This is a genomic window from Rhodococcus sp. NPDC057297 (assembly GCF_042667435.1).
GTDB lineage: Bacteria > Actinomycetota > Actinomycetes > Mycobacteriales > Mycobacteriaceae > Rhodococcoides.
Genome location: NZ_JBHUZE010000007.1, coordinates 170,974 through 185,565, shown reverse-complemented (window position 1 = coordinate 185,565; position 14,592 = coordinate 170,974). Strand labels below are relative to the sequence as shown.

The 14,592-nt window shown below is 64.9% G+C and carries 13 protein-coding genes; 10 read left to right on the top strand and 3 right to left on the bottom strand.

The features are described from left to right. Positions 1-7 precede the first annotated feature (7 nt). Together ACFULT_RS20135 and ACFULT_RS20130 are read left to right on the top strand one after the other, a co-directional pair. Positions 8-1,324 (top strand): hypothetical protein, encoded by a 1,317-nt coding sequence (locus ACFULT_RS20135; protein ID WP_378482230.1) that lies wholly within the window; start codon positions 8-10, stop codon positions 1,322-1,324. 14 nt (positions 1,325-1,338) lie between these two features. Beyond that, positions 1,339-2,463 carry a glycosyltransferase family 4 protein gene (locus ACFULT_RS20130; RefSeq protein ID WP_378482229.1) on the top strand — a complete coding sequence of 375 codons (1,125 nt, stop codon included), beginning with the start codon at positions 1,339-1,341 and terminating at the stop codon, positions 2,461-2,463. Between the two features lie 40 nt (positions 2,464-2,503). Here ACFULT_RS20130 and ACFULT_RS20125 read toward each other — a convergent pair whose 3' ends face one another. Further along, on the bottom strand, positions 2,504-4,309 hold the full coding sequence (locus tag ACFULT_RS20125; RefSeq protein ID WP_170945316.1) for a long-chain fatty acid--CoA ligase: 1,806 nt from the start codon (positions 4,307-4,309) through the stop codon (positions 2,504-2,506). 126 nt (positions 4,310-4,435) lie between these two features. Here ACFULT_RS20125 and ACFULT_RS20120 point away from each other — a divergent pair, with 126 nt between their 5' ends. From ACFULT_RS20120 to ACFULT_RS20095, 6 genes are all read left to right on the top strand, one after another. Beyond that, positions 4,436-4,834 carry a polyketide cyclase / dehydrase and lipid transport gene (locus tag ACFULT_RS20120; protein WP_170945317.1) on the top strand — a complete coding sequence of 133 codons (399 nt, stop codon included), beginning with the start codon at positions 4,436-4,438 and terminating at the stop codon, positions 4,832-4,834. Positions 4,835-4,934: 100 nt separating this feature from the next. Beyond that, the gene (locus ACFULT_RS20115; protein WP_019665955.1) at positions 4,935-5,372 is read left to right on the top strand and encodes an SRPBCC family protein; all 438 of its coding nucleotides are present in this window, start codon (positions 4,935-4,937) and stop codon (positions 5,370-5,372) included. Then, positions 5,369-6,619: an ArsA family ATPase gene (locus tag ACFULT_RS20110; protein WP_170945323.1), complete on the top strand. Its 1,251-nt coding sequence runs from the start codon at positions 5,369-5,371 to the stop codon at positions 6,617-6,619. Before ACFULT_RS20115 ends, ACFULT_RS20110 begins: the two co-directional genes overlap by 4 nt. 40 nt (positions 6,620-6,659) lie before the next feature. Next, positions 6,660-7,112, top strand: a complete 453-nt coding sequence (locus ACFULT_RS20105) for a hypothetical protein (RefSeq protein ID WP_037109300.1) — start codon at positions 6,660-6,662, stop codon at positions 7,110-7,112. A gap of 76 nt (positions 7,113-7,188) precedes the next feature. Beyond that, the gene (locus tag ACFULT_RS20100) at positions 7,189-8,163 is read left to right on the top strand and encodes an ROK family protein (RefSeq protein ID WP_094721459.1); all 975 of its coding nucleotides are present in this window, start codon (positions 7,189-7,191) and stop codon (positions 8,161-8,163) included. A gap of 162 nt (positions 8,164-8,325) precedes the next feature. After that, positions 8,326-9,051 carry a lysophospholipid acyltransferase family protein gene (locus ACFULT_RS20095; protein WP_378482228.1) on the top strand — a complete coding sequence of 242 codons (726 nt, stop codon included), beginning with the start codon at positions 8,326-8,328 and terminating at the stop codon, positions 9,049-9,051. Between the two features lie 15 nt (positions 9,052-9,066). Here the strand turns inward: ACFULT_RS20095 and ACFULT_RS20090 are convergent, their stop codons facing one another. Then, entirely contained in the window at positions 9,067-10,374 is a 1,308-nt protein-coding gene (locus ACFULT_RS20090; RefSeq protein WP_378482227.1) for a glycosyltransferase 87 family protein, read from the bottom strand. A gap of 184 nt (positions 10,375-10,558) precedes the next feature. Here ACFULT_RS20090 and ACFULT_RS20085 point away from each other — a divergent pair, with 184 nt between their 5' ends. Then, entirely contained in the window at positions 10,559-11,044 is a 486-nt protein-coding gene (locus ACFULT_RS20085) for a polyadenylate-specific 3'-exoribonuclease AS (protein ID WP_037109157.1), read from the top strand. A gap of 61 nt (positions 11,045-11,105) precedes the next feature. After that, on the top strand, positions 11,106-12,494 hold the full coding sequence (locus tag ACFULT_RS20080) for a class II 3-deoxy-7-phosphoheptulonate synthase (RefSeq protein ID WP_019665948.1): 1,389 nt from the start codon (positions 11,106-11,108) through the stop codon (positions 12,492-12,494). Positions 12,495-12,506: 12 nt separating this feature from the next. On the opposite strand, the gene pknB is transcribed toward ACFULT_RS20080, so the two are convergent. Continuing rightward, a complete protein-coding gene (gene pknB / locus ACFULT_RS20075; protein WP_378482226.1) occupies positions 12,507-14,531 on the bottom strand; it encodes a Stk1 family PASTA domain-containing Ser/Thr kinase in 2,025 nt (674 codons plus the stop codon). Between the last annotated feature and the right edge of the window lie 61 nt (positions 14,532-14,592).

Below are 14,592 nucleotides of genomic sequence, written 5' to 3'. Positions count from 1 at the left end.
CTCCGTCGTGCGAGCACGGGCACTTCGAGCGTCGTTCGCGTTGTTGTGTGCAGTATCCGTGCTCGGTTCCTGCGCGTCCGGGGCAACTACGACGCCACCGCCTGACTCACCGCAGTCCACGACTGTCTCGAACCCCTACGAGGACGGTCGGCGGAACGGCGTCGAGGAGCTGCTGCAGAAATGGGCGGACGCACTCCGCACCAACGACGTCGACGCGTTGGAGCAGGTCGTCGATCCCGCGGCGGATCCCGAGTTTCTGCAGGCCCAGGTCCGTCGAGCGAACGACATGTCCGCAGTCCCGTTCTCGGACTGGGGATACGAACTGGTCGACGAGCCGGAGATTCCGGTTCCCTCGGCGATCGCGTCGCCGCTGAACGCCGCCGATGTCTGGGCGCCGTCCGTGGTGTTGCGCTACGGAGTGTCCGGACCCGACGCCGAATCGACACGTCGACCGGTTTCCCTGGTGGTGGCGCGGCGTGATGACGAGTGGCGCATCGTGTCGGACGCGCCGGTGCCGGGAACGGATCGGACGACGTGGCGAGGACCGTGGGACTTCGGGCCCGTTATCGCGCGATCGGTTGCCACCGCGGGTGGTACCTCCGTCGTGCTCGGCCATCCGGACCAGAGCGCACTCGTCGACGCGGTCGTTGCCGAGCTACCCTCGGCCGTCGATGCCGTCACCAGCTTCTACGGCGACGACTGGCCGCAGTCGGCGTTGATCTTCACTTCCGGATCGGCAGCGGAATTCGCGGCATCGGCCGGAGACGCCACCGCGGAGTCCGACGTCGCCGCCGTGACGGTGTCGGATGCGGTGCGCCAGGACCGGCCGGTGACCGGACAACGAGTCGTGTTCGGGCCCGGAGCCCCTGCTCGGCTCACCGATGTCACGACTCGAACCGTTCTGCGCCACGAGCTCACCCATGTCGCGGCAAGATCCGACACCGTCGACGGTTCACCCATGTGGGTGCTCGAGGGGTTCGCGGACTATTCGGGCTATCGCGAATCGGATATCGAGTTCGCCCGCATTGCACCGACTTTGAGTGCTGTGGTGGCGCAGGGGGGTTCACCGACGGTGCTCCCGGAGGATTCCGACTTCTCAGCGGGGGGAGTGCGCACCACCCTCGCGTACGAGTCCGCCTGGTCTGTCTTCGCCTTCGTGGCAGCCACGTTCGGCGAACCGTCACAGCGCCGGTTGTACATGCAACTCGCGGATGGCCCGAAGACTGCAGCCGAGACAGCGGGGGGCGTCGCCTCCGCTCTGGGAATCGGCATGGACGAGTTCGTGGACCAATGGGGGTCGTGGGTTCTCGAGCAGTCCCGCTGACCTACGGTGATCACATGCCTAGGACTCTGCTGGTGACGAACGACTTTCCACCACGCCCCGGCGGCATCCAGTCCTACTTGCACAGTTTCGCCACGCGGTTCCCTGCGGACGAGTTGGTGGTCTATGCGCCGCGGTGGCGCGGAGACAGTCATGTGAAGTTCGACGAACGTCAGCCGTTCGAGGTGGTTCGGCACCCGACGACACTGATGCTTCCCACTCCGCTGGTGGCGCGGCGGGCGGCGCAGCTGGTGCGGACGCACGGGTGCGATTCGGTGTGGTTCGGTGCGGCGGCACCGCTCGCGGTGATGGCCCCTGCGGTGCGACGCGCCGGAGCGGAGACAATCGTCGCAAGTACTCACGGTCACGAGGTGGGGTGGTCGATGGTTCCCGGTGGGCGAGGCACCCTGCGCATCATCGGCAACTCCGTCGATACGGTGACCTACGTCAGCAAGTACACCCGCGGCAGATTCGCCGCGGCATTCGGTCCACGTGCAGCCCTCGAACACGTTCCGTCCGGAGTGGACACCGACCGATTCAAACCGGACGACGCGGCGCGAACCGAGCTTCGGGCGCGGTACGGACTCGGGGATCGTCCGACGGTTCTGTGTCTGTCCCGGCTGGTACCGCGGAAAGGGCAGGACTACCTGATCCGATCGATCGAGGGCATCCGGGCGGAGGTGAACGGCGCCGTCCTGGTGATCGTCGGAGGCGGTCCCTACGAAGGAACTCTGCGCGCCTTGGCGCGCAAGGCCGGTGTCGAGGAGCATGTGATCTTCACCGGCACCGTCCCTTCCGCCGAGCTGGCGGCACATCACACGATTGCCGACGTGTTCGCGATGCCCAGCCGGACGCGAGGCGCCGGTCTCGACGTCGAAGGTCTCGGCATCGTCTACCTCGAAGCGTCCGCGACCGGAGTCCCCGTCGTCGCCGGAATGTCCGGTGGCGCACCCGAAACCGTCCTCGAAGGCAAGACCGGCTTGGTGGTCGACGGCACGTCCGTCGATGCGATCACCGACGCCGTCGTACGGATTCTCTCCGATCGAGCGCTCGCGACGACGATGGGAAACGCAGGTCGCTCCTGGGTCCGAGCCGAATGGCAGTGGGACGCATTGGCAGCGAAGCTTCGACGCTTGCTGTGATGGAAGCCGGGAAAGTCTCGGCTTCCATCACAGGCGACGTTCACTTGGAGTAGATGGCCTCGATGTCCTTGGCGTACGACGCCGTGATGACGTTGCGCTTGAGTTTCATGGTCGGCGTCATCTCACCGGCGTCCTCGGTGAAATCGCTTGGAAGTACGCGGTACTTCTTGATCGCTTCGGCATGCGAGACAGTGGTGTTGGCGTCCGCCACAGCCGCATCGAGGTCGGCGATGAGGTCGGGGTCGGTCGCGAGATCCGCAGCCGTCGCGTCGGCGGCTTTGCCGTGTGCGTCCTTCCATCCGGACAGTGCGTCCTCGTCGAGCGTGACGAGCGCACCGATGAACGGCTTCTGATCGCCGACGACGATGGCCTGACTGACGAGTGGGTGCGCGCGCAACCGGTCCTCCAGCCCCGCAGGCGACACGTTCTTTCCACCCGCGGTGACGATGAGTTCCTTCTTGCGACCCGTGATTGTGATGTACCCGTCGCCGTCCACCGAACCCAGATCGCCTGTACGGAACCAGCCTTCGTCGAGTGACTCGGCCGATGCCTCGTCGTTACGCCAGTAGCCGTCGAACACCACTGGGCCGCGAAGCTGGATCTCGCCGTCTTCGGCAATGCGAACCGTATTGCCGGGCAGTGGTCGTCCGACGCTGCCCACGCGCTGGTGGCCGATCGTGTTGACCGCGAATGCTGCACTGGTCTCGGTAAGTCCGTAGCCCTCGAAGATCGGTACTCCGATACCTCGGTAGAAGTGGCCGAGGCGTGCACCGAGCGGCGCGCCACCGGAGATCGCGAGTTGGCACTGCCCGCCGAGCGCAGCGCGCAACTTCGAGTAAACGAGCTTGTCGAACACAGCGTGCTTGATCCGCAACACCAGACCTGCGCCTGTGTCCTGCGCTTCGCTCCACGCCACGGCCGTGTCCGCGGCTGCGTCGAAGATCTTGCCCTTGCCGTCCGCGTGTGCCTTCTGCTTGGCGGTGTTGTAGACCTTCTCGAACACACGGGGCACCGAGAGTATGAAGTCCGGGCGGAAGGAACCGAACGTCGCGACGAGATTGGGGATGTCGCTCGTGTGCCCGACGGCCGTGCCTGCGTCGAACGCGGCGATCGTGACCGCGCGAGCGAGAACGTGCGCCAACGGTAGGAACATCAACGTCCGGCTGCCGGGCCGCAGCAACTCCTTCAAAGAAGTTTCGCGAATTCCACGAGACTCGGCGACGAGGTTCGCGTGCGTCAACTGCACACCTTTGGGACGCCCCGTGGTGCCGGAGGTGTAGATGAGCGTCGCTGGATCCGAGGAGCGCAGGGCGTCGACGCGTGTGCGTACGGCGTTGTCCTCGACGGTTGCACCCAGTTCGGTCAACCGAGCAACAGCACCGTTGTCGTCGTTGCCTGCGTCGATTCGGAAGGTCGTCCGCACCGATTCTGCGGCGGCCACCACGTCCGCGGTTTCGGTTACGTGTTTCTCGGTCTCGAGGATCAGCAGAACAGGTTGGGCGTCGGACAGGATCCATTCCACCTGACCTGCCGACGACGTTTCGTAGATCGGGACCGTGACTCCGCCCGAGGCCCAGATCGCGTAGTCCACGACCGTCCATTCGTACCGGGTGGACGACATCAGCCCGACTCGGTCACCCTGCTCGACGCCTGCGGCGATCAAACCCTTCGCGACGGCGTTCACCTCCGTGGCGAACTGCTCGGCGGTGACATCCGACCAGGAACCGTTCGCGAACCGGCGAAATGCGACCGACCGAGGTTCGGAGACCGACCGAGCGAACACGGTGTCCACGACCGACGCAGATTCTTCGACGACAAAAGCGGCGGGAGATGTGAACTCGCGCACGGTTACCTCCAATGAACGTTAGCTCTACTCACGAGTAGTCGGATTCGTCTCACTGTAGACCCGGCCGCGCGGCCGGTTCGACCGCCTCGTGCGCGCGCTGAAGTCCCGATGTGTGAAGCTCATCTCATGAGCAGTGTCCAAGTAGCCGATCAGACGTTCGTCGCTGCGCCGGGTTCCGCCGTGGCGGAGTCGCTGGGGCATCCGAGGCGTTGGCGCCGATGGTGGCCGGACCTCCGCATCGACGTCACCGACGATCGCGCCGACAAAGGCTTCAGGTGGTCCGTCGAGGGCGCCCTGACAGGAACGATGGAGGTCTGGCTCGAGCCCGTTCCGAAGCTCGACGGCGTCGTACTCCATTACTTTCTGCACGCGGAGCCCGCCGTCCGGACATCCATCGACCTCGCCGCGGAGAATCAACGGCGACGGGTAGCAGGCAAGGCAATGGCGTTCGAAGTGAAACGAGAGCTCGAGGCGGGACGCGCGGCAGGTGAGCGGCCGTTGTGCGAGCCGCCTGCCATCGTGTGAGATGAGGGACGGCAGTGCTCCCCGGCACGGGTGACGTACGTACCTGCCGATGACGTGAACAAGTGCGGCGTGAGAACAGAAGGGACACCGAGTAACCACGATGGCCGAGAGAACTCAGAGGTCGATCACAGTCGATGCTCCGTCCGCGCAGGTGATGGACGTGATCGCGGACTTCGATGCCTACCCGTCCTGGGTGTCGGCGGCGAAGTCCGTCGAGGTCGTCGCGGCCGGATCCGACGGTCGCGCCGAGCGGGTGAAGTTCGTACTGGACGCGGGCATGGTCAAGGACACCTACGAGCTGAGTTACCAGTGGGCAGCGGACGGAAAGTCCGTGTCCTGGGAACTGGTGTCGGGTGAGATGCAGAAATCGCAGAACGGCTCGTACACGTTGAAGGACAACGCAGCCGGCGGTACCGAGGTCACGTACGAACTCGCCGTGGACCTGAACATTCCGATGATCGGTCTGTTCAAGCGGAAGGCAGAGAAAGTCATCACCGACACTGCACTCAAAGAACTGAAGAAGCGAGTCGAAGGCTGACCGAGGCCCGTTCCGATGCCCGCACTGCAGTCCGGCTGTTCGTCGGTAAAGGCGGTGCGGGCAAAACGACGTTTGCGCTGAAGTCGGCTGCCGACGACGTACGAGCGGGAGCACGAGCTCTCGTCGTCTCGTTCGATCAAGCGCATTCGGTGACTGACGTGCTCGGCGTGAACAACGGCCGCGCGGGGGCCGAGCCCACGGCGGTCGAGCCTGGATTGGACGTTCTCGAACTGGACACTCTGGCCCTGGTGGCGACGAAATACGCCGCGTTGACCTCCATCCTGTCCATGGCCGGCGCCGGCCACGAACACGGAGTCCGGTTCGGTGCGGTCGATCCCGAGGAGATCATCGGCGCTCCAGGGGTACAGGAACTCGTCGGTCTCGATCGGCTGGTCGACCTCGTCGACCAATCCCGCTGGGACACTGTGTTCGTCGACCTTCCGGCCACCGCGGACGCATTGCGCATTCTTCAACTGCCGGACCTCGTTGCCGGGTATCTCGAACGGCTCTGGCCGCGCCACGACCGGATCGTCGCCGGAACCGGCACGGACCCGAGACTGACCCTCGTCGTCGCGATGCTGGAGAACATCGTCACCGCGGCGGAACGTATCAGGGAACTGTTCCTCGACCACTCTCGAACATCGATGACGGTGGTGCTCACCCCGGACCGAGTCGGTGTCGCCGAGGCCAGGCGGACGCTGTCCGCGGCTGCGCTGACGGGTCTGGCCGTGGACACGATCGTCGTCAACAAAGTTCTGCCGCTGCTCAATTCGTCGTCGATCGGCTTGGTCGGAGCGCACCCCGCCGTATTCTGGTTCGAAGGGTGGCGGTCCGCTCAACAGGAGGTGCTCGGAGAGGTATCCGACCTCGCTGCAGGTACGGCCGTCGTCGTCGTGGAACAGGCATCCCAGGAGCCGGTAGGGTTGGGCTCTCTTGCTGCACTGAACACGCAACGGACCACCGACACGACGGACGAGCGACCGGGAACGGACACGCCGACCGTCGCGCACGAGTCAGGAACAGGGTTGGAGTCGATCTACGCGATGACGATGGTTCTGCCGCTCGTCGATCCGTCGACCCTCACTCTCGGACGCGTGGACGACGACGTGATCATCGGGGCCGACGGCGTTCGCAGGCGCGTCCGGCTCGCTTCCGTCCTGAGGCGATGCATCGTGCTCGGCGCGGAGTTCGATGCCGGGCGCCTCGTCATCCGTTTCCGTCCCGACCCGGCGGTGTGGCCGGCATGAAGGTAAGTGCGCGGGACGCTCGTCGAGGCGTGTGTTCGACGTGAACGAGCGCCATTCGGATGTCGCGGCTGAATTGTGGTCGCTCGCGGAGACGGTGCTGACGAGGTTGGAACCTGTTCTCCGTCAAGCTGTCGAGGAGCAGAGCGAACGACCGAAGCAGGGATGCAGTTGGTGCCCGGTCTGCGCGTTGGCTGCCTTGTTGCGAGGGGAGCAGCACGACCTGTTGACGCTGCTCGCCTCCGAGGGCGCGACGGTTCTGGCGTTGCTGAGGCAGATCATGGCCGAGCACGCGGGCGGCCCTGCTCCTGGTGGGGGCTACGCCGGTGCGCGCGACACCGCGGCGTCGTCGGCGGAAGACATCTCCGGTGACATGCCTCACGGCGAGGACAGCACTGTCGGGCACGACACGGAAGACCCGATAGTTCGACGAGCGAAGTTCGTACCTATTACGGTTACCTTGAAAGATGCGGCCACCGAGAAGCCCGGGAACTGACGGACAGCCGTTCCAGGGGTGGCCGAAGCGCGGAAGCTCGAGATAGCCGTTGGGGGCGGCCGAGAAAGGTCGGACAATGAAACGGCAGCGTCAATCACTCACGATCGGTATCGACGTCGGTGGCACCAGTTTGCGTGCGTCCGTAGTCGACGCGTCCGGTCAGGTCATCGATTCCACCCAGTCGCCGACGCCGCACACCGCTGCTGCCCTCGAGCGCGGGTTGGAGCGTGTCGTCCGCGAACTCGCGACTCGGCACCCCGTGGAGGCAGTCGGTCTGGCGGTCGCGGGTTTCCTCGATTCCGATCGGACGTCGGTCCGATTCGCCCCGCATCTCCCGTGGGTGGGTAGCCCGGTAGCCAAACGGATGAGCGACCGTATCGGCTTGCCCGTCGTGCTGGAGCACGACGCCAACTCGGCGGCGTGGGCCGAGTACCGATTCGGTGCTGCAGCCGACGGCCGCAACGTCGTGATGGTCGCCATCGGAACGGGTATCGGTGCCGCGCTTCTGATCGACGGCAAGATCTATCGCGGAAGTTACGGTGTTGCACCGGAACTCGGGCACATCCAAGTAGTCCCGGACGGTCGTGCCTGCCCCTGCGGCAAGCGAGGATGCTGGGAACGGTACTGCAGCGGAACGGCATTGGTGGACACTGCCGTCGAATTTCTTGCCGCAGATCAGGGTTCGTCGACGATTCTGGCGCGCGAGGTCTTTCTCGATCCCGGTTCGCTGACGGGACGGAGGATCGCCTCGGCGGCCCAGGACGGCGACGAGATCGGTATCCGCACCATGCACGAGTTCTCGCGATGGCTCGGCGTCGGGCTGTCGATGGTGAGCGATGTCTACGATCCCGATCTGATCGTGATCGCCGGCGGAGTGGCGACGTCGTCCAGCCAATTCCTCAACGAGGCGACCGAGCATTGTGCGCGCCTGGTGACGGGTGCGGGGCACCGCCCACTCGCGACCATCCGCGCCACCCAGCTGGGCGAGGCCGCCGGAATGATCGGTGCGGCCGACCTTGCGCGAAGCGCGTTCTCGACAATGTCACGCTGACGCACGCGAGGCCTTGCGCCGACTGTCCGGATGCGACCTCACGGTCCGGTTCTGTGATGCTTCTCCCGTGTGCGCACTATCTGTGGCTGGCGTCATAAACGATAGGTACAGTTTCCTCTGCACCCGATACTCGACATCGTTGGTCTCACCAGGAAGGACGCCATGTGGTATTGGCTGTTCAAGTACGTCCTCATCGGTCCGCTTCTGGTTGCACTGGGTAGGCCGACGATAGAGGGCCTCGAGAACATTCCTGCGCGAGGACCGATGATCCTCGCCAGCAACCATCAGGCGGTTCTCGACTCGTTCTACCTGCCGCTGAAAGTGCAGCGGCGCATCACGTTCCTCGCGAAGAGCGAGTACTTCACCGGACACGGGCTCAAGGGCGCATTCCAGAAGTGGTTCTTCACCGCGGTCGGTCAAGTCCCCATCGACCGGACCGGAGCGGATGCTGCGCAGGACGCGTTGAATGCAGGCGCGCGAGTCATCGGCAAGGGCAAGCTCCTCGGTATCTACCCCGAGGGCACCCGTTCGCCCGACGGTCGTCTGTACAAGGGCAAGACAGGTATGGCGCGGCTTGCTCTGCAGACCGGTGTTCAGGTTGTTCCCGTCGCGATGATCGGCACCGACAAGATGAACCCCATCGGTTCCAAGATGTGGCGTCCGGCGAAGATCACCATCAAGATCGGTAAGCCCATCGACTTCTCGCGCTTCGACGGTATGGCGGGCAACCGCTTCGTCGAGCGCGCGGTCACCGACGAGGTCATGTACGACCTGATGCTGCTGTCCGGTCAGGAGTACGTGGACGTGTACGCGGCGTCGATGAAGAAGAAGCCCGAGGACTCCGCCGTCGCAGGTTCCGAGCGAATCCCGGATACCCGCGCGAGCTGAGTGTTCTGCGGGTCGTCAGGACGCAGAAGGGGTTCGACCGACTCCGGGCGAGCGCAGCAGCGCGAAGACGACGACGAGAGCAGCGGCTCCCCAAAGGACGTACGACGACGCCGCTACCTGGTCCCACAGCGGCCACCCGAGCCCCGAGTAGCGGCCGGGTGCCAGTCGCCAGTGCGGCGCGAAGTGCATCAACACAATGCCGACGCCGACGAGCGCGAACGTCAGGTAGCTACGCCTGCGGTAGGCGAGTGCAGTCAGGGCCATCATGAACGGGACCACCCACACCCAGTGGTGAGACCAGGACACCGGGGACACGAGCAGACCGAAGATCGCGTTCACTCCCAGGGCCAGTGCGCCTTGCCCGGCCGAGAAGGCTCGTCGCATCGCAAGCGCCGCTACCGCGAGGACACAGCAGGACAGTGCGATCCAGAGAACCGAGCGAAGCGAATCGTCGAGTCCGAAGCGCGCGAGCACACCGGTGATGCTTTGATTCGCGGGGTACGCGGGCCGACCGATTCGGTCGGAATCGATCAATGTGTCGGTCCAGTAGGTCACCGAGTCCGAGAACGTGATCAGGAATCCGAGTGCAGTGAACGCGGCAAAGCTGACACCGGCCACGACGGCGGCACGAAAGTCCTTGCGGAGCAGGAAGTACAGGACGAAAACGGCAGGTGTCAGCTTCACCGCGGCGACGAAGCCGATGAGGAGTCCGCGCGGCCACGGAGTCTTACGAAGCAGGCAGTCGGCGGTGACGAACGCCATCAACAGGATGTTGATCTGCCCGTAGTCGAGAGTCGAGAACACCGGTTCGAGCAGAAGCGCAGCAGCGAAGACGGCGACGGCGGACCACAGCAGAACATGGCTCGGCAGTTTCTGTTCTCTCCACGCCGACATCGAGGCAGGCACGCCGAGCGACCTCAACGTCAGCACGATGGTGGCGAACAGCAACACCAGCGACACACTCGTCACGATGATGTTCGCCCAGTACAGACTGACAGCGGACAACGGACTGAACAGAACAGCGGCAATAGGCGGGTACGTGAAGGGAAGAGTATTTCCCAGCGCAGTCGGAGGCATCTGCCCGTACAACGGCGAACCGGAAGCGAACACGCCGCCACCGATTCGATAGACGTCGAGGTCGATGCGGTAATAATTCCCGAGCGGAGTCAGGCCACGCAGCCCCGGCAAGCCGAGAATGTTGTACGCGATGCCTGCCAACGCTGCGACGGCAATGATCACGCACACTACGACGATCGACGGCGACGGACGACGTCGCGTCGATCCCGCCGACAAATCCGCGTCGATCTCTGGTGTTTCCAGCATCGTGTTCCTTCTGCGTGCTCGATATCGATTCTCGACGGTGTGTGGCACCCACCCCGATTCATTCCGCAGGCTCCACTCACTGCTGAGCCTGGTTCATTCCGCAGGCTCCACTCACTGCTGAGCCTGGTTCATTCCACAGGCTCCACTCACGCCGACCCTGTGGCTGCCCGATAGTCTTCGAAGCGTGCGCTACTTCTACGACACCGAGTTCATCGAGGATGGTCGCACAATCGAGCTGGTCTCGATCGCTGTGGTCTCCGAGGACGGACGTGAGTTCTACGCCGTGTCCTCCGAGTTCGATCCCGAGCGGGCGGGCAAGTGGGTCCGCCGGAACGTCCTCCCCAAGCTGCCACCGTACTCGTCGCCGCTGTGGAAGAGTCGCGCGAGAATCCGCGACGAGCTGCTGGAATTTCTGGTGCCTCACCCGGGTGCCGAGGTGGAACTGTGGGCGTGGGTCGCCGCATACGACCATGTCGCGCTGTGCCAACTCTGGGGATCGATGACCGAGCTGCCTCGATCGCTGCCGCGATTCACTCGTGAGCTTCGTCAACATTGGGAGGACAGAGGTAGTCCGTATCTGCCTCCCGCTCCCGACGATGCACACGACGCATTGGCCGACGCCCGACACAATCTCGCCAAATACAGGGCCGTCGAGGACGCGTCGAACTGACACGGCGGCGGACAGGGGAGCCCGACGCCGGCACCGGTATCGGTGCGAATATCCTGTACCGGTGAACTGGACTGTCGACGTACCCATCGACCGCTTGCCCGACCTGCCGCCCTTGCCGTCGACGTTGCGCCAGCAACTCGACGACGCGCTCGCACGGCCGGCGGCGCAGCAGCCGTCGTGGGATTCGGCGCAGGCAGCCGACATGCGGAAAGTGCTCGAGAGCGTTCCCCCGATCACCGTCGCCGGCGAGGTCGAGTCCTTGTCGGACCAGCTGGCCGCGGTCGCGCGGGGTGAGGCCTTCCTGCTGCAGGGTGGTGATTGTGCGGAGACGTTCGTCGACAACACGGAGCCGCACATCAAGGGCAACATCCGCACCTTGCTGCAGATGGCGGTCGTTCTGACGTACGGCGCAAGCCTGCCGGTGGTCAAGGTAGGCAGGATCGCCGGCCAGTACGCCAAGCCCAGGTCGGCCGATGTCGACGCGCTGGGGCTCAAGTCCTACCGCGGTGACATGGTCAACTCCCTCGTCGCGGACGAGGCTGTCCGCCAGCACGATCCGTCCCGTCTGGTGCGCGCGTACGCCAACGCGAGCGCTGCGATGAACCTCGTGCGCGCCCTGACCGGCGCAGGTATGGCAGATCTGCACAAGGTGCACGATTGGAACCGCGAGTTCGTCCAGAACTCGCCTGCCGGTGCCCGGTACGAGGCGTTGGCGGGGGAGATCGATCGCGGTCTGCGGTTCATGGACGCCTGTGGTGTCAAGGATCCCAACCTGGAAACCGCGCAGATCTTCGCCAGTCACGAGGCACTGGTACTGGATTACGAGCGCGCGATGCTGCGGCTGGACAACGCGGACGCCGAGCATCCCAAGCTGTACGACCTGTCCGCGCACTTCCTGTGGATCGGCGACCGGACCCGTCAGCTCGACGGGGCGCACATCGCGCTCGCAGAGTTGATCAACAATCCCATCGGGCTGAAGATCGGGCCGTCCACCACGCCGGACATGGCCGTGGAATACGTGGAACGCCTCGACCCGACGAACAAGCCCGGCCGGCTCACCCTGATCTCGCGGATGGGCAACGGCAAGGTCCGTGAGCTACTGCCGCCCATTATCGAGAAGGTGCAGGCCACCGGACACCAGGTCATCTGGCAGTGCGACCCGATGCACGGCAACACGCACGAGGCGTCGACGGGATACAAGACTCGACACTTCGACCGAATCGTCGACGAGGTTCAGGGCTTCTTCGAGATCCACCGCGCGCTCGGAACGCATCCGGGTGGACTGCACGTCGAGTTGACCGGGGACAACGTCACCGAGTGCCTCGGTGGCGCTCAGGAGATCTCGGATCTGGATCTGGCCGGGCGCTACGAGACAGCGTGCGACCCCAGGCTCAACACTCAGCAGTCGCTCGAACTCGCCTTCCTGGTCGCGGAGATGCTGCGCGGCTGAACTACCGCCGCATCAGGGCAACGACACGACGGTGACCGTCGACCCCGGGGCCACTCTGGATCCAGGTCCCGGGGTCTGCGACACCACGAGTGAGCCGTCGGTGTCGAAGACCTGACGGACCTGTACGTCCAAGCCCAACCGTTGAACCGTCTCTCGTGCCGAGCCGACGGATCGTCCGAGCAGGGACGGCACCGAGACCGCGTTCGAGATCTGCAGTTCCACACTGCTTCCCGCGGTGACGGACGTGCCGATCTCCGGTGACGTACCCGCGACGCGGCCGCCGTCGACGTCCTTGTCGAACTGGTCCTGGGTGCCGGACACCGAGATGTCGACGGCGGCGAGCGCTGCCGTCGCCTCCTCGGCTGTCAGGCCGTTCACGTCCGGAACCTCCACCGGCGGTGCGCCTTTGGAACGCAGGATCTTGACGGTGTCGCCGACGGCGAGTGTGGTTCCCGGCGCCGGGTCCAACGCCGCGACCCCGCCGACGGGTGCGGTGGTGCTGAATGCCTCACCGCCGTCGACCGGTTCGAAAGTTCGCTCACGCAACAGATCCTGCATGTCACCGATCGAGATGTTCGACGTGATGTCCGGAACGGTCGGCTTGCCCAGCGACACGAGCACGTCGACGGTGTCGCCCTTCGCCACCCGTGAACCGGAGGCCGGGTCGGTGCCGATCAGAGCATCGACCGGCATGGTGTCCGAGTAGGTGCCCTGGACGGTGTTCTCCAGGTCCGCGGCCGCGAGCGTGCTCTGTGCGCTCTGCAGATCCAATCCGCCGATTTCAGGGACGGAGGTGTATCTGCCCGATCCCATCCACCAACCACCGATTCCCACGGCGACCGCCAGTAGCGCGACGATGGTCAGCCAGATGACGATGGCTCGGCGCGAACGCTGCCGGTCGGCATCGAAGTCGGGGAACTGGTACTCGCGGCGACCCAGTGCGCGCGACGGTGTGGCATCGGCCGAGTCGTCGTCGACGGTCGGTCCCGAAGCGTCGCCGCGATACGTCGGTGCAGTCTGAACGCGGGTGTGATGCACCACAGCATCCGGTGGGGGCGTGGACGACACCACCTGGGTGGGTGGTTCGGCGGCGGGGCGCTCGCCGGCGAACGTGGTGGGCGCACCCAACGCTGCAGCACTGCGATGTTCGGCCGAACGCCGCGGCGCAGGCACGCGGTACGGGGGCAGTTCCAACCGTCCACACACCACGCGGAGCGCACGTGCCATCTCGTCGGCGTTCTGGAACCTGGAGGCCGGGTCTCGATCGGTGGCGCGGGCCACCAGCTCGTCGAATTCCGGCGGCACACCCGCGATGTATGCGCTGGGATGGGGAACATCGTTGTCGATCCGCTGGTACGCGATCGAGAGGGACGTGTCACCGTTGAAGGGGGTACGCCCGGTCAGCAACTCGAACAGGACGACACCCACGCCGTACACGTCGCTGCCCGCATTGGCGGACCCGGTCGTCACCTGTTCGGGCGAGAGATAGGCGGCTGTGCCCAGAATGACGGAACTCGACGTGGCATTCGAGGCCGCCACGGCTCGAACGAGGCCGAAATCGGCGATCTTCACGTCCCCGCCGTCCGAGATGAGAATGTTCTCGGGTTTGATGTCGCGGTGAACGAGGCCTGCACGGTGAGCGGTACCCAGGGCGTCGAGAACCGGTCGGACCACCGCGGCAGCCGCGTGCGGCGGCATCGGCCCACGCTCACGGAGAAGTTCGCGCAGGGTTCCGCCCTCCACCAACTCCATGACCAGAAACGCGAACTCTCCGTCTCGGCCGTGGTCGTACACAGCGACGAGGCCCGGATTGTTGAGCCTGGCCACGGCCCTCGCCTCGAACTCGAACCGGGCGACGAACTGCGGATCCTCGGCGAACTTGGGGTCCATGATCTTGACTGCGACCGGTCGGTCCAGCCGGGTGTCGAGTGCGCGGTACACGGTCGACATTCCGCCACGTGCGATGGGCGCGTCGATCCGGTAGCGCCGATCCAGCAACGAACCCGTCGAAACGGATCCATGCAGATCTTTCCACATCACCTCGTCTACCTCCTGTGGAAAAAGTGGGCGCTGCCTACGTGATGGTAGCCAGGGTTGG